We start from the raw sequence: 18,866 nt of genomic DNA on the forward strand, positions 1-18,866 counted from the left end.
TCTCTTATTTTTTAGGAATCTTTACAACAACCTCTATATGGTCACCCTTATCAACTTCTTTATATTTGGCTTCTAATCCTGTGTTAGTTATAGCCTCATAAGCTTGTTTTATAGTATTTAGATAAATTCTCATTCCCATTATGCCTTTTACAGTTTGCTTTTTATCTTCACTATCTTTAGGTTGTTTAATATCTTCTAATATATCTGCTATTAGTTTTTCTGTTTTTTTAACATTCAAATCGCCTTTAATTACCTTTTCTAAAACTTCTCTCATCATTTCTTCATTAGGTAATTTTAATAAAGCTCTAGCATGTCTTTCTGTTAAGCTATTTTCTACTAATTTTATTTTAATATCTGTAGGTAATCTTAGTATTCTAATTTTATTAGCTATTGTAGATTGATTCTTACCTAGCTTTTCTGCAAGTTGTTGTTGCGTAAAGCTGTGTTCTTTTATTAAATTTTCATATCCCATAGCTTCTTCTATAAAATTCAAATCTTCTCTTTGCAAGTTTTCTAATAATGCTAATACTGCAGAAGATTCATCAGACATATTATTTATTATAACAGGAATAGTCTCTAATCCAGCTAATTTAGATGCTCTTAGTCTTCTTTCTCCCGCTACTAGTTCATATTCATCGTTACTTTTACTCCTAACAGTTATAGGCTGTAAAATACCATATACCTTTATAGATTCACTTAATTCTTCTAATGCTGATTGTGAAAATACTCTTCTTGGTTGGTATGGATTTGGAACTATATTATTTATAGGTATCTCCATCACTCTTTTATCTTCCATAACATCCCTCTCTCATCCAAAACTAAATATATTTAAAACACGAAATTACCTTAGTTACTTATGTGTATACTATTTCTGCATTTACTTACATATTCCTTCTAAAATATTTTATTTAACATATATTTTTAAAATATTTCTTTGGAAATATTAAGTTTTAATTCTATTTTATCGGGCTTTTTACTGGTTTTCCAGCTTTTCTTGGGTATTTTGCTGGCGTATTATTTACCTTTTTAAAGACAACTATATTATGTTTTAAATCTGTTTCTGGAAGCTCTACATCTATTTTTTCAACAAATTCTAATCCTAGCACTTCCATTGCTTTTGCAGATTCTTCTAGTTCCGTGTCTGCATTTGGCCCTTTTAAGCATATAAAATATCCGCCTACCTTTACAAAAGGCACACAAAACTCCATTAAAATAGGTAATCCTGCAACTGCTCTAGCTGTAGCTACATCATATTGCTCTCTATAGTTTTCATCTTTTCCAAAATCTTCTGCTCTTCCGTGTATTAGTTCAATATTTTCTATATCTATATTTTTACATACTTCATCTAAAAAGTTTATTCTTTTATTTAAAGAATCTAAAAGTGTAACTTTAGTGTTCTCTAAGCATATCCTTAGTGGTAATCCTGGAAATCCTGCTCCAGTACCAACATCTATTATAGACATTCCATCTTTTATATATCCTTTTTTAACTGCAGCTACAGAATCTAAAAAGTGCTTTATATACACTTCTTTTTCTTCCTCTATGCCAGTTAAATTCATCTTTTGGTTCCAATCAACTAATATTTCTCTATAAATCCTAAATTTATCTATAGTTTCATCGGTACAATTTATTCCTAATTCTTCTATACCTTTTTTTAGTATTTCAGCATTATTCATTTCTTTCACCTCTACCTCTTCTTTGTTGTTCAAGATAGATAAGTAAAACTGATATATCAGCTGGTGATACTCCAGATATACGAGATGCTTGCCCTATTGATCTAGGTTTTATTGCATCTAGTTTTTGTCTAGCTTCTATTCTTAGTCCATCTATCGATGAGTAATTTAAGTCTTCACTTAGCTTTTTATTTTCTAATTTTTTAAACTGATCTATTTGTTTTAATTGTTTATCTATATAACCCTCGTATTTAGTCATGATTACACACTGTTCTTTTATAGCATACGGAACGTCTTCTCCAGCACCTTTTCCTGCAGCCTCTATCATTTCATAATCAACTTCTGGTCTTTTTAAGAATTCATATAAACAGTATCCAACTTTTATAGGAGAAGCTCCCTTTTCTTCTAGTAGATGGTTAACTTCTTTAGGGGTGATTCTTTCTGTTTTTAATCTTTCTAATTCTTTATCTATTAAATCTTTTTTATCTGTATATTTATTGTATCTATCTTCATCTACAAGACCTATATCATATCCAATTTGAGTAAGTCTCATATCTGCATTATCTTGTCTTAAGTATAATCTGTATTCACATCTAGATGTCATCATTCTATACGGTTCATTAGTTCCTTTTGTAACTAAATCATCTAATAAAACACCTATATATGCTTCTGATCTATCTAATACTAATGGATCTTTTCCTTCTATTTTTAAAGCTGCATTTATACCTGCTATTAATCCTTGAGATGCAGCCTCTTCATACCCTGATGTTCCGTTAAATTGTCCAGCACTAAATAAGTTTTCTACCCCTTTTATTTCAAGAGTTATTTTTAATTGTGTTGGATCTATGCAATCATACTCTATTGCATATGCAGGTCTCATTATTCTAGCATTTTCAAGACCTTTTACGCTTTTATACATTTGTATTTGTACTTCATAAGGTAAGCTTGTTGATATACCTTGGATATACATTTCCTTAGTGCTCTCACCTTCTGGCTCTATAAATATTTGATGTGACTCTTTATCACTAAATCTTACTATTTTATCTTCTATTGATGGGCAATATCTAGCTCCTGTACTGTCTATCTCTCCTGCATACATAGGAGATCTTCCTAAGTTATTTCTAATAATTTCATGTGTATGCATGTTTGTTCTTGTTAAGTAACAAGGCTCTTGCTCTCTATCTAACTCATCATTTAAGAATGAAAATGGTGTTACACGCTTATCTCCCTCTTGTATCTCCATAACAGAAAAATCTATACTATCTCTATTTATCCTAGCTGGAGTTCCAGTTTTAAATCTTCTCATTCTTAATCCTAAATCTACAAGTTTATCAGTTAGGAATTTGCTATATCCTAATGCATTAGGACCTTCATTAAAGGCAACTTCTCCCATATATATTTTCGAATTTAAGTATACCCCTGTTGCTAATACAACTGCTTTAGCATTGTATATACATCCTAGCTTCGTTACTACACCTTTAACAACATTATCTTCACTTATTATATCTACAACTTCATCCATTACAATATCTAAGTTCGGTTCATTTTCTAAGGTTTGTTTCATCTCTTCATGGTATCTAGCCTTATCTGCTTGAGCTCTTAAAGAGTGTACTGCTGGTCCTTTTGCAGTATTTAACATTCTACTTTGTATAAATGTTTTATCTATATTAATACCCATTTGTCCACCTAGGGCATCTATTTCTTTAACTAATTGTCCTTTACCTGTTCCTCCTATAGAAGGGTTACATGGTAATAACGCTATAGAATCTAAAGAAAGTGTTATTACTAATGTTTTGTGTCCCATTCTTGCGGCAGCTAAAGCGGCCTCGCATCCTGCATGTCCTGCTCCAACTACTATTACATCATAATTTCCTGCATCAAAATTTAACATATATTCTCCTTTCCTTTAAAAAACATTTATGTTTCACGAAAAACATAAGTGCTTATTTTCCTATACAGAAGTTACTAAATATTGTATCTAATAAGTCTTCTGTTAATGTATCTCCATTTATATATCCTAAGTAATCCCATATATTTTTGAAGTCAACTTCTATGAAATCTAGTGGCATATATGATTCTATAGCCATTATTGCATCAGCTATTGATTGTTTTGCTTTATAAAGTGCATCTTTATGTCTAGAATTCGTTACTACTAAATCTGATGAATTTCTAACCGTACCTGCAAATACCATATCCTCTATTTTATCATGTATTTTCTCTATACCTTCATTTTGTAATGCTGATATATTTATTATATTTTCTTCATCTATATATTCTTTTACCTTTTCTATATCTATAACTTGATTTAAATCTGTTTTATTTAATAAGACTATAGTTTTATTAGGTTGAACAACCTTTAGTATTTCTATGTCCTCTACATCTAATTTTCTTGAAGAGTCTAGAACTACTATTGATAAATCTGCAGAATTAAAAAATTCTTTTGATTTTTCGACACCTATTTTTTCGACTACATCTTCTGTTTCTCTTATCCCTGCTGTATCAACTATTTTTAAAGGTATACCTTTTATATTTACAAATTCTTCTATTATATCTCTAGTTGTACCTGGTATATCAGTTACAATAGCTCTATTTTCTCCTAATACAGCATTTAATAATGATGATTTACCAACATTTGGTTTACCTACTATTACAGTTTTTAATCCGTCTCTAAGAATTTTTCCACTCTCAGCAGTATCATATAATGTATTTATTTCTCTTTGTAATTCTAACGATCTTTCTTTTAATGTATTATAAGTTATGTGCTCTACATCTTCATCTGGAAAATCTATCGCAACAGTTATATGAGCTAACATCTCTGTTATATCATGTCTTAAGCTTTTTATTTTATTAGATAAAGATCCCTCTAATTGTGATTGAGCTACAGTATGAGCCATATCTGTTTTTGCATTTATAACATCTATAATTGCTTCCGCTTGTGCTAAATCTATTCTTCCATTTAAAAATGCTCTCTTTGTAAATTCACCTTGATCTGCTAATCTAACATCTTTAGATAAAACTAATTCTAATATTTTCTTTACAGAAATAAATCCTCCATGACAATTTATTTCTATTACATCTTCAGTTGTATATGAGTTTGGACCCTTCATATACGCTACTAAAACTTCATCTATAGTTTTCTCTCCGTCTAATATATGTCCATATATTAAAGTTCTTGTATTATACTCTTCTATCTTTTTTCCTGTTACTGATCTGAATACCTCATTGGCTACTTGAAGTGACTTTTCTCCACTTATCCTTATTATTCCGATTCCACCTTCACCAGGAGCTGTTGCAATTGCAGCTATAGTATCGTCTATAAACAACCCGATCACCTCTTTTTTTAGTATTTTTTGTATACAAACTCGTAAAGTAATATTTTATCATTTTATATACTATTTTGTAATAATATCTTACCAAAATTTATATAAGCTCTATCTAATATAATACCATGTATACCTGTCTATTCTTGTATACTTTTAAATTATTTCCTTAATCTAACTATTATATATAATATTTTTCAAAAATAAAACCCCCTATATATTAGGAGGTTTGCTTTTATTATTACTTTTTATATTCTATTACAAGCCTTCTATATGGATCTACACCTTCACTATAAGTTTTTACAAACTTATCATTTTGAAGAGTTGAGTGAACAATTCTTCTCTCATATGGATTCATATAATCTAACTTTTTAGTCCTTCTAGTTTTAGCTACTTCTCTAGCTACTTTATTAGCATATCTTATTAAAGACTCTTCTCTCTTAGATCTATAGTTTTCTATATCAATAAGAACTTTACTGTGAGAATCTTTATTTGCTTTGTTTAATGCTAGTCCCGCTAAAAATTGTATAGAATCTAGAGTTTCTCCCCTTCTTCCAATTAAGCAAGATGCATCTTTTCCTGTTATATTAATCTTTATAACGTTTTTTTCTTGAACAACATCTATATTAGCATCTATATTTAGGTTATTTATTATATTTAATATAAACCCTCTAGCTACATCTAATTCTTTTGATTCTGCACTAGATTCAATCTCAGTCTCAACTTTGACTGACTCTGCTATTTCATCTAGTTCTTTTTCTTTAACAGTTATTTTATATAAACCTTCTTTAGCTCCTATTAATCCTAAGAACCCTTTTGTTGGTTGTTTAATAACTTCTACTTCTATGTCTTCCTTGTCTACACTAAACTGTCTTAAAGCTTTTGATATTGCTTCATCAATATTTTTACTTTTTATTTCTAGGCTTTGTTTCATCTACTACACCCTCCCCAGAATTAGCAAGTTTAGCTTTTAATGGATTCATTATTAAGTAGTATTGAGCTAATTGGAATAAGTTACTTACTGTCCAGTATAATGCAAGACCAGCTGGGAAACTTATACCCCACCAAAACATCATAAATGACATGAAATATGTCATAAATTTCATAGATCCTTGTTGTTGATCACTTGGCATAGTTAATTTTTGAGTTATAAAAGTTGTTACTCCTGCTAATATAGCTATTATGAACGTTTTATCTGGAGATGATAAAGAATTCATCCATAAAAAACCTGTATCTGCAGCTGTTTTTGCAGCTTCGTTAGCAAAAACTCCATACATAACTGGATTTCTTAATACATTGTAAAGACCAATTAATATAGGGAATTGTATTAATAAAGGTAAACATCCTGCCATAGGATTTACTTTAGCTTCTTTGTATATCTTCATTATTTCTTCATTTTGCTTTTCTGGCTTACTTTTATATTTATCTTGTATCTCTTTTATTTTAGGCTGTATATCCTGCATAGCCTTCATAGATTTTGTCTGCTTTATAGTTAGTGGTAATAATATAACTTTAACAACTATAGTAAATAAAACGATTGCTAAACCATAGTTATTTACAAATTCTATTATAATTTTAAGAATTTGCCCTAATAAGTCACTAATTAAACTCAATTCTTGTACCTCCTAAAGTGTCTTTTTCACTTATAAATTATTTTAGAGGATCATATCCTCCAGGATGGAAAGGGTGACACTTTAATATTCTTCTTATCGCTAAATAAGATCCTTTTAGTGCCCCATATTTTTTTAATGCTTCTATTGCGTACTGAGAACAAGTTGGATAAAACCTACAGGTAGGACCTTTTAAAGGAGATATGTACTTCTGATAAATTCTTACTATATATATAAAAACCTTAGTTAAATCCCTATTTATATTCTTTAGTAAGCTTGATAGTTGTTTCAATTTAATCCCCCATATCCTTTACCCTTGGTTCAGTTTTGCTTTTTTTATTAAGCTTTTTACTGATTTCTCTATGTCTTCATACTCAGCATCTTTACTAGCTACTCTAGCTATGAATACTAAATCATATCCATTCTTTATATATTCATCACAATTTAATCTAAAACCTTCTCTTATTCTTCTTCTTATTTTATTTCTTATGGTAGCTTTTCCTACCTTTTTCGAAACAGAAAATCCTACTCTATTAAAGTCTGATTTATTATCCAGTATATACATTACTAAGTATTTATTTGCAAAAGATTTGCCGTGTTTGTATACTTTTCTAAAATCAGAGTCTTTTTTTATACCTTTAGTATTCTTGAAATCCATACTAAATCCTCCTATAAACACAGCTTAATTTATAATTTTTTACACAAAAAGGCTACTTTTCAGCAGCCCTTTTCTAAAAAAATTAATGAGTTAATCTCTTTCTTCCTTTAGCTCTTCTTCTCTTAAGAACATTTTTTCCATTAGAAGTTTTCATTCTCTTTCTAAATCCATGTTCTTTCTTTCTTTGTCTTTTCTTTGGCTGATAAGTTCTTTTCATTTTTTGCACCGCCTTTCAAGATTGTTTTTCCGTTTATAAAAATAATAACTTTACCCTCAAAGTAAGCATAACACGTACAATTATAAATCCTTTTAGACTGATTGTCAACGTATTTTTGAGCTACTTTTAGCAACATTAATCCATTTATTTCTACAGTTAATTTTGTTAACTTTTTTATCAACAAGCAGTTAATTTTGTGGATAAAATGTATATAAATCATTGAAGTTTAGCATATATTCTGATATTATAAATATACTTGTTGATAATGTTTATAAAACTTATTAACATATAAAATTTATTCACAAGTTGTGGATAAAAATGTGCATAACTTATTACGTAAAAGATAATAATCTTGTTATAGACTATATTTCTATTATTATTGATATTATTTATAACTTTATATACATATTGTTTATATTTTCTATAAATTACTACATCTTTTTTATTTTTTACAAATTATCCACATGTTTATCCATATTTTTTTTGCTCAAAAACACATTTTTTAAATAAATCATAAATTTGTTAATAACTTTGTGGAAAATGTTAATTATTTCGTTCGGAGGTTTTAAATTATGGATATAGTTTCTTTATGGGAAAAAACATTACAACTTATAAAAGGTGAATTATCACCCCCTAGTTTTAATGCTTTTTTTAAACAAATAAAACCATTGCAAATGCAATCAAACACTTTAATACTATTAGTTCCAAATGATTTTACTAAAGGAATATTAGAAGATAGATATTTAAATTTAATAGAAAGTTCTGTAAATCAACTTTCATTAAAAAAACACAACGTCAAATTCGTTTTAAGCGAAAGTGAGGTTCAAGGTTTAGATAACCGTTACAATAATGAAGAAGATAACAAATTTAAAAAGAACTATCCTAATCTAAATCCTAAATATACTTTTGATACCTTTGTAATAGGAAATAGTAACCGTTTTGCACACGCTGCTTGTGTTGCTGTAGCAGAATCTCCTGCTAGAGCTTATAATCCACTATTTTTATATGGTGGTGTAGGTCTTGGAAAAACACATCTTATGCATGCGATCGGGCATCATATAATGCAACAAAAGAAAGATCCAAAAGTAGTTTATGTCTCATCTGAAAAGTTTACAAATGAACTTATAAACTCTATTAAAGATGACAGAAACGAAGAATTTAGAAATAAATATAGAAATGTAGACGTTCTTTTGATAGACGACATTCAATTTATAGCAGGAAAAGAAAGAACTCAAGAAGAGTTCTTCCATACATTTAATTCATTACATGAAGCCAATAAACAGATAATCATATCTAGTGATAGACCTCCTAAAGAGATACCTACTTTAGAAGATAGACTTCGCTCAAGATTTGAAATGGGACTTATAACAGATATTCAAGCTCCTGATTTTGAAACTAGAATGGCTATACTTAGAAAAAAAGCTCAAATGGAAGATATAGATGTTCCTAATGAAGTCACAGTTTATATTGCAAAAAATATAAAATCAAATATAAGGGAATTAGAAGGTGCACTTACAAGAGTTGTAGCTTATAGCTCTCTTACTAATAGAACTATATCTTTTGAGTTAGCATCTGAAGCTTTAAAAGATATAATAACTACATCAAAACATGAAGAAATAAATGTAAATAGAATAAAAGAAAAAGTATCTTCTGTTTTTTCTTTAAAAATGGAAGACTTTAATTCAAAGAAACGAACAAGATCAATTTCTTATCCAAGACAAGTAGCTATGTATTTATCTCGTGAACTTACAGACTTATCACTTCCTAAGATAGGTGAAGAGTTTGGAGGAAGAGATCATACCACTGTTATTCATGCTCATGATAAAATAGCTAAGGATATAGAAAACAATGAAGATTTTAAAGAAAAAATAAATAAAATTATATTAGATTTAAAAGGGTAAATTATACACAATATGACTGTGGATATCGTCTTGATAAAATGTGTACATATTTTTTAACCACAAAAATATACATTTTATCCTATCAAAATACACAAAGATATTAACATTTTATACACATGTTGATATCTTTGTATTTATTTTGATTGAAGCACTTATCCACATTATCAACAACACCTACTATTATTACTACTAATTTTTTTAATTTATTTTTGTATATAATCACTTAAGGAGGTTATCCACAATGAAGATAATTTGTAATCAAAAAATACTTGCAAATAAAATAGGAATTGTTCAAAAAGCCATTAATGGAAAAACAACATTAGAACTATTAAAAGGGATATTATTAACAGCTAAAGGAGATCGTATAAACCTAACAGGATACGATTTAGAAATTGGAATAGATACTTATGCACAAGCTGAGATTATTGAAGAAGGTCAAATTGTAATAAATGCTCGTCTTTTTGGGGATATAATAAGAAAACTACCTGATACTTTTATTGAAATAGAAACAGACATAGATAATAATGTGTACATAAACTGTTTAAATTCAAGATTTAAAATAAAAGGAGATTCAGCAGTTGATTATCCTAAACTACCAGATGTAAACAAAAATGATTTATATGATATTCCTCAAGATTTATTAAAAAATATGATAAAACAAACTGTATTTGCAATATCTCAAGATCAAACAAAACCAATACTAATGGGTGAACTATTAGAAATAGGCAATGGAAATATAAGTTTAGTTGCAATAGATGGATATAGATTAGCAGTAAGAGCAAGTGAGCTTAAAAATAGTGAAGAAGATATCAAGGTTATAATTCCAGGAAAAACACTTCACGATGTAAATGGATTACTAGCAGCAGAAGGTAATTCTATAAAAATAGGATTTGATGATAAAAATGCTATTTTTACAATAAATGAAACAAAAATAATAACAAGATTATTAGAAGGTGAATTCATAGATTATAAAAAACTTCTTCCTAGAGAATATGGAGTTAGAGCTAAAGTTCATACAAAAGAATTGCTAAATAGTATAGAAAGAGCTTCGCTTTTATCTCAATCAGAAAAAAATAATTTGATAAAATTATCTATAAGAGATAATTCAATGGCTATTACTTCTAATACTGAAAAAGGAAACGTATATGAAGAAGTAGCTATAGAACTAGAAGGAGATTATTTAGACATAGCATTTAACTCTAGATATTTTATAGATGCACTAAAAGTAATTGATAGTGAAGAAATATTTATAGAATTCACAACAAATGTAAATCCTTGTATTATAAAACCTGCTGATGGAACTAAATATACGTATTTATTATTACCTGTAAGAATATCGTCGAATATATAAATTAAAAGTAAACCCAACTGAAAAAGTTGGGTTTTTATGATATAATATATTTTTAAATATATGTTAACAATGAGAGTATAAGAAATTTATTTAATATATATTTGATATAATCAAAGGAGGAAGAAGAAATGATTGAAATAGCTATAGATTCTGAATTCATAAAATTAGATCAATTTTTGAAGCTAGTAGATGTCGCATCTACAGGTGGACATGCAAAATTCTTAATTCAAGAAGGTCTAGTAAAGGTTAACGGAGAAATAGAAACTAGAAGAGGTAAAAAATTAAGATCTAATGACATGGTGGAAGTAGAAGGCAATAAAATAAAGATACTATAAAAGGGGTGCCCTTTGTGTATTTAAATGGCTTAAATTTAATTAACTTTAGAAATTATGATGCTCTGTACTTAGAGTTTAATCCAAAAATAAATTTACTTATAGGCAAAAACGGACAAGGAAAAACAAATATCGTAGAAGCTATATATTTATTATCATTTGGAAAATCTTTTAGGACAAATAAAGATAAAGAAATGATTAAATTTGAAAGTGAAAATTTATATATAGGTGGAAACTTTACAAAATACGATAGAAATAGTCTAATAGAAATAGGAATTGGTAAAAATAATAAAAAAGGCATAAAAATAAATAAAATAAATATAGAAAAAATATATGAATTATTGGGAAATCTAAATGTAGTCATATTTTCACCAGAAGATTTAAGACTTGTAAAAGAAGGTCCAAAGGAACGAAGAGTATTTATTGACAAAGAAATAAGTCAAATTACGCCTAAATATTATAATTATCTTACCAATTACAATAAAATATTATTTCAACGAAATAAATTACTAAAAAGTAGCTATGTAGATATAGACCTAATAGAAGTTTATGATGAAAGCTTAGCTAGATATGGTAGTTATATATATATTCTAAGACGAGATTTTATAAAAAAAATAGCCTCTATATCGAGTAAAATGCATAAAAAGCTTACGAATGAAGTTGAGGAGTTAACTATAAGGTATAAAAATCAGATAAATATTACCGATGAAGATACTATAGATACAGCTTATGAAAAACTTATTAAAAAGCTAAAAGAAGGACGCCAACACGATATAGATACTAGAACTACAAGATATGGAATTCATAAAGATGATTTATTAATTTGTATAAATGAGTTAGATGTTAGACTTTATGGATCACAGGGACAACAGAGAACAGCCTCTATTTCATTAAAGCTTTCAGAAATAGAATTAATAAATAATGAGGTTGGAGAGTATCCAATTTTATTATTGGATGATATTTTTAGTGAATTAGATGAAACAAGACAGAAGCTATTAGTAGACAATTTAGACAAAGTTCAAATGTTTATAACAACAGCAGAAGCTTCTCATAAAAAGATATTCAATACTGAAAATACTACTATTTTTAATATTGAAAAAGGCAATGTAATTAGTATAGAGAATGGAGGGAACTAGATGAAACAAGAATACGGCGCAAGTCAAATACAGGTCTTAGAAGGATTAGAACCTGTTAGAAAAAGACCTGGTATGTACATAGGGTCTACGGGACCCAGAGGATTACATCATTTAGTTTATGAAATCGTGGACAACAGTATAGACGAAGCTCTAGCTGGATATTGTTCAGATATATATGTTTCTATAAATGAAGATGGAAGCATATTCGAAAGAGATAATGGTAGAGGTATACCAGTAGAGGTACATCCTAAAACTGGAAAATCTACACTAGAAACAGTTTTAACAGTACTACATGCCGGAGGTAAATTCGGTGGAGGCGGTTACAAAGTTTCTGGAGGGCTTCATGGAGTTGGAGTTTCTGTAGTTAATGCATTATCAGAGTGGTTAGTTGCAGAAGTTCATAAAGATGGTAAAATTTATAGCCAAAGATATGAAAAAGGAGTTCCAACTTCAGATATAAAAGTTATTGGAGAAACAAAAGAGACAGGAACTAGAGTTCAATTTAAGCCAGATGCAACTATATTTGATGAAGTTGAGTATAAGTACGAAACATTAGAGTATAGACTAAGAGAATTAGCATTTTTAAATAAAGGTGTTAAGATAGTTCTAGAAGATAAAAGAGAAGGTCAAGAAAAGATAAAAGAATTCCACTATGATGGTGGTTTAATAGAATTTGTTAAATATTTAAACAAAACTAAAACAGGAATTCACCCGGACATTGTTTATATAGAGAAAAAAGTAAAGGACTACATGGTTGAGGTGGCTTTACAATATACTGACGGTTATACAGAGAACATATATTCTTTTGCAAATAATATAAATACCCATGAAGGTGGTACTCACTTAAGTGGATTTAAGACTGCTATGACTAAAGTTGTAAATGATTATTCAAGAAAAAATGGAATACTAAAAGAAAAGGATTCAAATCTTTTAGGAGAAGATATAAGAGAAGGTCTTACAGCTGTTATATCTATAAAGCTTCCAGATCCACAGTTTGAAGGTCAAACTAAGACAAAATTAGGAAATACTGCAGTAAGAGGAATCGTAGATAGTGTAACTGTTGAAGAAATAGGTTCATTCTTAGAAGAGAATCCAACAACTGCTAGAATAATAGTTGATAAAGCTTTAAGAGCTCAAAGAGCAAGAGAAGCTGCTAAAAAGGCAAGAGAATTAACTAGAAGAAAGAGTGTATTAGAAAGTACATCTTTACCTGGTAAATTAGCTGACTGTGCTGAGAAAGATCCTTCAAAAAGTGAAATATTCTTAGTCGAAGGGGATTCTGCCGGAGGTTCTGCTAAACAAGGTAGAGATAGACACTCTCAAGCAATATTACCACTAAGAGGTAAAATACTTAATGTTGAAAAATCTAGACTAGATAAGATTTTATCATCAGACGAAATAAGAAATATGATAACTGCATATGGATGTAGCATAGGTGAAGATTTCGATTTAGAAAAAGCTAGATATCATAAAATTGTAATAATGACCGATGCCGACGTCGATGGGGCGCATATAAGAACATTATTACTTACTTTCTTCTTTAGATACATGAGACCTCTTATAGAAAATGGATATGTTTATATAGCACAGCCACCTCTATACAAGGTTAAAAAGCAAAAGAAGGAACACTATGTATATTCAGATCAAGAGTTAAATACTTTATTAGAAGAACTTGGAAGAAGCGGTGTAGAGCTTCAAAGATATAAAGGTCTTGGAGAGATGAACGCAGAGCAACTTTGGGAAACAACTATGAATCCTGAAACAAGAACTTTATTACAAGTGTCTATAGAAGATGCATCTATGGCAGATGAGATATTCTCAATGCTTATGGGTGATAAAGTAGCTCCAAGAAAAGAATTTATAGAAGAAAATGCAAGATACGTTAGAAATTTAGATATATAAGAGAGGGGATGAGTGTTAATGGATGAAAATAATAGAATACTCCCTATTGAAATAGGTCACGAAATGAAAAAATCGTATATTGATTATGCGATGAGTGTTATAGCTGGACGTGCCCTTCCAGATGTAAGAGATGGACTTAAGCCAGTTCACAGAAGAATATTATACTCAATGAGTGAATTAAATTTAACACCAGATAAACCATATAGAAAGTCTGCTCGTATTGTCGGGGACGTTTTAGGTAAGTACCATCCACATGGAGATAGTGCTGTTTACTTAGCAATGGTAAGAATGGCACAAGATTTCTCGACTAGAGGACTTTTAGTAGATGGACATGGTAACTTTGGTTCTGTAGATGGAGATTCACCTGCTGCAATGCGTTATACTGAAGCTAGAATGAGTAAATTAGCTCTTGAGTTATTAAGAGATATAGATAAAGAGACTGTAGATTTTATACCAAACTTTGATGAATCTTTAAAAGAGCCATCAGTATTACCATCTAGATTCCCTAACCTTTTAGTAAATGGATCTAATGGTATAGCAGTTGGTATGGCAACATCTATACCACCTCACAACTTAGGCGAAGTAATAGATGCTACAATACATCTTATAGATAATGAAGAATGTGGTGTTGAAGACTTAATTCAGTTTATACAGGGACCGGACTTCCCAACTTCTGCAATTATAATGGGTAAAGAAAATATATCTGAAGCCTATAAAACAGGAAGAGGAAAAGTTAAAGTTAGAGCTAGAGCTTACATAGAAGAATTAGCTAAAGGAAAACAACAAATAGTTGTAACTGAAATACCATATCAAGTTAATAAAGCTAAATTAGTTGAGAAAATCGCTGAATTAGTTAAAGATAAAAAACTTGAGGGAATATCAGATCTAAGAGACGAGAGTAATAGAAATGGTATGAGAGTAGTTATAGAACTTAAGAGAGATGCTAATGCAAATATAGTATTAAATAAGTTATATAAACATTCTCAAATGGAAGATACATTTAGTATAATAATGCTAGCATTAGTTAATGGAGAGCCTAAGGTATTAAATTTAAAACAAGTTCTATATCATTATGTACAACATCAAAAAGATGTAGTTACAAGAAGAACTCAATTTGATTTAAATAAAGCTGAGGCTAGAGCTCATATATTAGAAGGATTAAGAATAGCATTAGATAATTTAGATGAGGTTATAAAGCTTATAAGAGCTTCTAAGACGGGTCAAGAAGCTAAAGATGAGTTAATTAACAGATTTAAACTTTCAGACTTACAAGCACAAGCTATTCTTGACATGAGGCTACAAAGACTTACAGGATTAGAAAGAGATAAAATAGAAGCTGAGTATGCAGAATTAATTAAGAAGATAAACAAATTAAGAGAAATTTTAAGTAATGAAAAATTACTTATGAATGTTATAAAACAAGAGTTATCTATAATAAAAGAAAATTATGCTGATGAAAGAAGAACTGAGATAAGACATGCTGAAGGCGAAATAGACATGAGAGATCTTATAGAAAATGAAGAAGTAGCCGTAACTCTTACTCACTTTGGATACATAAAAAGAATGCCTATAGATACCTATAAGAGTCAAAATAGAGGTGGAAGAGGAATATCAGCACTTACTACTAGAGAGGAAGACTTCATAAAAGAATTAATAACTACACATACTCATAGTAGATTACTATTCTTCACAAATAAAGGTAGAGTGTATACTCTAAACGCATATGAAATACCAGAAGCTAAGAGACAAGCTAAAGGTTCTGCTATTGTTAACCTTTTACAACTGAATAGTGATGAAAAAATAGCTACTATGATTTCAATAGATGATGCTAGTGAAAATGAATATTTATTATTATCAACTAAAAAAGGTATAGTTAAAAAGACTAAGCGTGAAGAATTCAAAAATATAAATAAATCAGGTTTAATAGCAATAGGTTTAAGAGAAGATGATGAACTTATTGGTGTTAAGGTAACTGATGGTAGTGAAGATGTTATATTAGTTACTAAACATGGTATGTCTATAAGATTTGACGAAAATGATATAAGACACATGGGTAGAACTGCTATGGGTGTAAAAGGTATATCTTTAAATAAAGAAGATACAGTAGTAGCTATGAATCTTTGCAGTGAAGGAACTGACTTATTAGTTGTTAGTGAAAATGGATTTGGTAAAAGAACATCAATTGAAGAATACAGAGCTCAAATTAGAGCAGGTAAAGGTATAAAGACTTATAATATATCTGATAAAACAGGTGAAATTGTTGGAGCGCAAATGGTCAATGAAGATGATGAAATGATGATCATAAACTCAAATGGTGTATTAATAAGACTTAGAGTAAATGAAATATCTTTATTTGGAAGAGTAACTAGCGGTGTTAAGTTGATGAAAACTGCTGATGAAGTAAATGTAGTTTCAATTGCTAAGATAGAGATGGAAGAATAGGGTATACAAACCCTATTCTTTTTGTATAATTATGGATATAATAAATATGTAAAATAAATATACAAACATGAAAGGAGATTAAAATCATGAGTAAAAACAAAGGTAAATATTTTTTATTTGGTTCTATAATTGGATTTTTATTAGGACTATTCCTAGCACCTAAAAAAGGTTCTGAGTTAAGAAGAGAAACTAAAGTTAAAATGAATGAAATAAAAGATAATCCAAGAGAAGTATTAGATGGAACTATACAAACTGTAAAAGAAAAAATTGCAAATATAGTTGAAGAATGTGATATTGATGACGTAAATATAGTTGAGGATGAAATAATAATAAGTAAGACTTTCGAAGAAGAGGGAGATAATATATAATGGATGCAGTGGGATGGCAAATAGGAGCAATTTTATTTGGTGTATCAGCGTTAATAATTGCAGTATATTTAGCTAAACTAATTAACAGTACAACTAAAGTAGTTGAAAAAGCATACAAAATAGTAGACTATAATGAGCGATACATACATGAAACTATAGAAAATGTTGCAGCTATTACAAAAAGTACAGAAGATATAGTTGGATTAGCTAGCGGAGTAACTAATATAACGAAAGCATTCAAGTTTTTCAAAAAGTAAATAGGAGGTATAGTTATGTCTGTAAATATAGAATCAAGACTAGACAGTAATTTTTGGAATGTAGGAATAAATGGAGAGTTAGATGTTGCAGGAGCAGATAAAGTAAAAGAGCATTTAAATGGCTTAATAGAAGAGCAACCTGTTGATTTAAAAATTGACTTTACTAACTTAGAATATATAGATTCTACCGGATTAGGCGCACTTATAGGAGTACTTAAAAGATTAAAAGTGAATGAAAAGGATATATATATATTAAACGCTAGAAAAAATGTAAAAAAAATATTCACTATAACAGGACTAGATAAAATATTTAAAGTGGAGGGATAAACTTTGGAGCTAGAAACAATAAAAATGGAAGTTACAGCTAACCCAGAATATGTAAGTATTATAAGACTAACAGTTTCAGGAATAGCAAATAAGATAGGTTTTTCTTTAGATGATATAGAAGATATAAAAGTAGCTGTATCAGAAGCATGTACAAATGCTATAAAGCATAGTCTAGATGATAAATTTGTAGTTAGATTTTCTATACTAGAAAATGGATTAACAATAGATGTACAAGATAAAGGAACAGGATATGATGTGGATTCATTACAAGAGCCTGATTTAACAAATCCAAAAGAAGGTGGACTAGGTTTATTTATAATAAAAACATTAATGGATGAAGTTAGTACAATATCTAATACTGATGAAGGTACAAAAATAAAAATGACTAAATATTTAGGAGTTGGTATTTAATGAGGAACGTAGCTAATGCTACAAGCTATATGGATATGGAAACTAAAGAATTGTTTAATATATATAGCAAAGACAAAAACGTAGAAATAAGAAATATTCTTATAGAAAGACATATGTATTTAGCGAATATATTAGCTAAAAAATATATTAATAAAGGTGTTGACTTTGATGATATCTATCAAGTGGCGTCTTTAGCATTAATATATGCCATAGATCGATATGATATTGAAAAAGGCTATGAGTTCTCAAGTTTTGCAACACCTACTATAATAGGTGAAATAAAAAAGTACTTTAGAGATAAAGTATGGACAGTTAAAGTACCAAGAAGAATACAAGAGTTAAGTAAAAAAATAAGTGAAGCTAAATTATATTTAGAACAAAAGCATAAAAGAAGTCCAAAAGCTATAGACATAGCTAATCATATAGGATGTACAGAAGAGGAAGTTTTAGAGGCTATAGAAGCTTCTTATGGATATCAACCTATGTCATTGGATACATCTAGTAATGATGATTCAGATGATAAAGAAATAACTCTTAAAGATAAAGTTGGACAAGAAGAAACTAGCTTTGGCAATATAGAAAATATGGATTTTATAAATAAATTTATAGAAACTTTAAATGAACTAGAAATAAAAATATTTAAAGATAGATTCTTCTTAGACAAGACACAATCTATAATAGCTAAAGAATTAGAGATATCTCAAATGACTGTTTCTAGATTAGAAAGAAAGATTATAGAGAAGTTAAAAAAAGAATATGAAAAGAATTTATAAAAAAAATAAAAAAGTTTTTAAAAAGTGTTGACTTACTGTTTAAAAGGTAGTATAGTATTACTTGTCCTTAAGAAAAGGGCAAACGAGAAAATGAACTTTGAAAATTAAACAGTAGGTTAATTATAAAAATTCTTTTTAAAAGAATTAAACACAAACAACCAAGCCAGATATTCAGATAATGATTAGCT

Annotated in this window: 20 protein-coding genes; 11 read left to right on the plus strand and 9 right to left on the minus strand. The window is 29.0% G+C overall.

Annotated elements, in window-relative coordinates:
- Positions 1-4: 4 nt before the first annotated feature.
- From noc to rpmH, 9 genes are all read right to left on the minus strand, one after another.
- The gene (gene noc / locus ACRCYC_RS13565; RefSeq protein WP_438619671.1) at positions 5-796 is read right to left on the minus strand and encodes a nucleoid occlusion protein; all 792 of its coding nucleotides are present in this window, start codon (positions 794-796) and stop codon (positions 5-7) included.
- A 160-nt stretch (positions 797-956) separates the two neighbouring features.
- A complete protein-coding gene (rsmG, locus tag ACRCYC_RS13570; protein ID WP_438619672.1) occupies positions 957-1,676 on the minus strand; it encodes a 16S rRNA (guanine(527)-N(7))-methyltransferase RsmG in 720 nt (239 codons plus the stop codon).
- Entirely contained in the window at positions 1,669-3,564 is a 1,896-nt protein-coding gene (gene mnmG / locus ACRCYC_RS13575) for a tRNA uridine-5-carboxymethylaminomethyl(34) synthesis enzyme MnmG (RefSeq protein WP_438619673.1), read from the minus strand. The genes rsmG and mnmG overlap by 8 nt, the downstream gene beginning before the upstream one ends.
- Before the next feature lie 52 nt (positions 3,565-3,616).
- A complete protein-coding gene (mnmE, locus tag ACRCYC_RS13580) occupies positions 3,617-4,996 on the minus strand; it encodes a tRNA uridine-5-carboxymethylaminomethyl(34) synthesis GTPase MnmE (protein ID WP_438619674.1) in 1,380 nt (459 codons plus the stop codon).
- Between the two features lie 238 nt (positions 4,997-5,234).
- Positions 5,235-5,927, minus strand: a complete 693-nt coding sequence (gene jag, locus ACRCYC_RS13585) for an RNA-binding cell elongation regulator Jag/EloR (protein WP_438619675.1) — start codon at positions 5,925-5,927, stop codon at positions 5,235-5,237.
- Positions 5,899-6,606: a YidC/Oxa1 family membrane protein insertase gene (locus tag ACRCYC_RS13590; protein ID WP_438619676.1), complete on the minus strand. Its 708-nt coding sequence runs from the start codon at positions 6,604-6,606 to the stop codon at positions 5,899-5,901. Before ACRCYC_RS13590 ends, jag begins: the two co-directional genes overlap by 29 nt.
- Positions 6,607-6,643: 37 nt before the next feature.
- On the minus strand, positions 6,644-6,865 hold the full coding sequence (gene yidD / locus ACRCYC_RS13595; protein ID WP_438619689.1) for a membrane protein insertion efficiency factor YidD: 222 nt from the start codon (positions 6,863-6,865) through the stop codon (positions 6,644-6,646).
- Positions 6,866-6,913: 48 nt separating this feature from the next.
- Positions 6,914-7,261, minus strand: a complete 348-nt coding sequence (gene rnpA, locus ACRCYC_RS13600; RefSeq protein WP_438619677.1) for a ribonuclease P protein component — start codon at positions 7,259-7,261, stop codon at positions 6,914-6,916.
- Between the two features lie 82 nt (positions 7,262-7,343).
- On the minus strand, positions 7,344-7,478 hold the full coding sequence (gene rpmH / locus ACRCYC_RS13605) for a 50S ribosomal protein L34 (protein WP_021428024.1): 135 nt from the start codon (positions 7,476-7,478) through the stop codon (positions 7,344-7,346).
- A gap of 572 nt (positions 7,479-8,050) precedes the next feature.
- Here rpmH and dnaA point away from each other — a divergent pair.
- The 11 genes from dnaA to ACRCYC_RS13660 all read left to right on the plus strand — a co-directional run bounded on the left by dnaA (position 8,051) and on the right by ACRCYC_RS13660 (position 18,678).
- Positions 8,051-9,379, plus strand: a complete 1,329-nt coding sequence (dnaA, locus tag ACRCYC_RS13610) for a chromosomal replication initiator protein DnaA (RefSeq protein WP_438619678.1) — start codon at positions 8,051-8,053, stop codon at positions 9,377-9,379.
- Positions 9,380-9,620: 241 nt separating this feature from the next.
- Positions 9,621-10,730 (plus strand): DNA polymerase III subunit beta, encoded by a 1,110-nt coding sequence (gene dnaN, locus ACRCYC_RS13615; RefSeq protein ID WP_438619679.1) that lies wholly within the window; start codon positions 9,621-9,623, stop codon positions 10,728-10,730.
- A gap of 128 nt (positions 10,731-10,858) precedes the next feature.
- A complete protein-coding gene (gene yaaA / locus ACRCYC_RS13620) occupies positions 10,859-11,065 on the plus strand; it encodes a S4 domain-containing protein YaaA (protein ID WP_438619680.1) in 207 nt (68 codons plus the stop codon).
- A 14-nt stretch (positions 11,066-11,079) separates the two neighbouring features.
- Positions 11,080-12,198 carry a DNA replication/repair protein RecF gene (gene recF, locus ACRCYC_RS13625; protein ID WP_438619681.1) on the plus strand — a complete coding sequence of 373 codons (1,119 nt, stop codon included), beginning with the start codon at positions 11,080-11,082 and terminating at the stop codon, positions 12,196-12,198.
- Positions 12,199-14,100 carry a DNA topoisomerase (ATP-hydrolyzing) subunit B gene (gyrB, locus tag ACRCYC_RS13630; protein ID WP_438619682.1) on the plus strand — a complete coding sequence of 634 codons (1,902 nt, stop codon included), beginning with the start codon at positions 12,199-12,201 and terminating at the stop codon, positions 14,098-14,100. It begins immediately after the preceding gene.
- Positions 14,101-14,118: 18 nt separating this feature from the next.
- Entirely contained in the window at positions 14,119-16,542 is a 2,424-nt protein-coding gene (gene gyrA / locus ACRCYC_RS13635; protein WP_438619683.1) for a DNA gyrase subunit A, read from the plus strand.
- An 86-nt stretch (positions 16,543-16,628) separates the two neighbouring features.
- Positions 16,629-16,910 (plus strand): YtxH domain-containing protein, encoded by a 282-nt coding sequence (locus ACRCYC_RS13640; protein WP_438619684.1) that lies wholly within the window; start codon positions 16,629-16,631, stop codon positions 16,908-16,910.
- The gene (locus ACRCYC_RS13645) at positions 16,910-17,167 is read left to right on the plus strand and encodes a DUF948 domain-containing protein (protein ID WP_438619685.1); all 258 of its coding nucleotides are present in this window, start codon (positions 16,910-16,912) and stop codon (positions 17,165-17,167) included. Before ACRCYC_RS13640 ends, ACRCYC_RS13645 begins: the two co-directional genes overlap by 1 nt.
- A 15-nt stretch (positions 17,168-17,182) precedes the next feature.
- On the plus strand, positions 17,183-17,494 hold the full coding sequence (locus ACRCYC_RS13650) for an STAS domain-containing protein (protein WP_438619686.1): 312 nt from the start codon (positions 17,183-17,185) through the stop codon (positions 17,492-17,494).
- 3 nt (positions 17,495-17,497) lie between these two features.
- Positions 17,498-17,905 (plus strand): anti-sigma B factor RsbW, encoded by a 408-nt coding sequence (rsbW, locus tag ACRCYC_RS13655; RefSeq protein WP_438619687.1) that lies wholly within the window; start codon positions 17,498-17,500, stop codon positions 17,903-17,905.
- On the plus strand, positions 17,905-18,678 hold the full coding sequence (locus tag ACRCYC_RS13660) for a SigB/SigF/SigG family RNA polymerase sigma factor (protein ID WP_438619688.1): 774 nt from the start codon (positions 17,905-17,907) through the stop codon (positions 18,676-18,678). The genes rsbW and ACRCYC_RS13660 overlap by 1 nt, the downstream gene beginning before the upstream one ends.
- Positions 18,679-18,866: the final 188 nt, after the last annotated feature.

Origin of the sequence: Paraclostridium sp. (assembly GCF_051657365.1) — a bacterium.
Taxonomy (GTDB): Bacteria; Bacillota; Clostridia; order Peptostreptococcales; family Peptostreptococcaceae; genus Paraclostridium.

Bases quoted from the DNA above. Each gene is read 5' to 3' on its own strand.
- noc (WP_438619671.1), bottom strand. From the start codon at position 796: ATGGAAGATAAAAGAGTGATGGAGATACCTATAAATAATATAGTTCCA.
- rsmG (WP_438619672.1), bottom strand. From the start codon at position 1,676: ATGAATAATGCTGAAATACTAAAAAAAGGTATAGAAGAATTAGGAATA.
- mnmG (WP_438619673.1), bottom strand. From the start codon at position 3,564: ATGTTAAATTTTGATGCAGGAAATTATGATGTAATAGTAGTTGGAGCA.
- jag (WP_438619675.1), bottom strand. From the start codon at position 5,927: ATGAAACAAAGCCTAGAAATAAAAAGTAAAAATATTGATGAAGCAATA.
- rnpA (WP_438619677.1), bottom strand. From the start codon at position 7,261: ATGGATTTCAAGAATACTAAAGGTATAAAAAAAGACTCTGATTTTAGA.
- rpmH (WP_021428024.1), bottom strand. From the start codon at position 7,478: ATGAAAAGAACTTATCAGCCAAAGAAAAGACAAAGAAAGAAAGAACAT.
- dnaA (WP_438619678.1), top strand. From the start codon at position 8,051: ATGGATATAGTTTCTTTATGGGAAAAAACATTACAACTTATAAAAGGT.
- dnaN (WP_438619679.1), top strand. From the start codon at position 9,621: ATGAAGATAATTTGTAATCAAAAAATACTTGCAAATAAAATAGGAATT.
- yaaA (WP_438619680.1), top strand. From the start codon at position 10,859: ATGATTGAAATAGCTATAGATTCTGAATTCATAAAATTAGATCAATTT.
- gyrB (WP_438619682.1), top strand. From the start codon at position 12,199: ATGAAACAAGAATACGGCGCAAGTCAAATACAGGTCTTAGAAGGATTA.
- gyrA (WP_438619683.1), top strand. From the start codon at position 14,119: ATGGATGAAAATAATAGAATACTCCCTATTGAAATAGGTCACGAAATG.
- ACRCYC_RS13640 (WP_438619684.1), top strand. From the start codon at position 16,629: ATGAGTAAAAACAAAGGTAAATATTTTTTATTTGGTTCTATAATTGGA.
- ACRCYC_RS13645 (WP_438619685.1), top strand. From the start codon at position 16,910: ATGGATGCAGTGGGATGGCAAATAGGAGCAATTTTATTTGGTGTATCA.
- ACRCYC_RS13650 (WP_438619686.1), top strand. From the start codon at position 17,183: ATGTCTGTAAATATAGAATCAAGACTAGACAGTAATTTTTGGAATGTA.
- ACRCYC_RS13660 (WP_438619688.1), top strand. From the start codon at position 17,905: ATGAGGAACGTAGCTAATGCTACAAGCTATATGGATATGGAAACTAAA.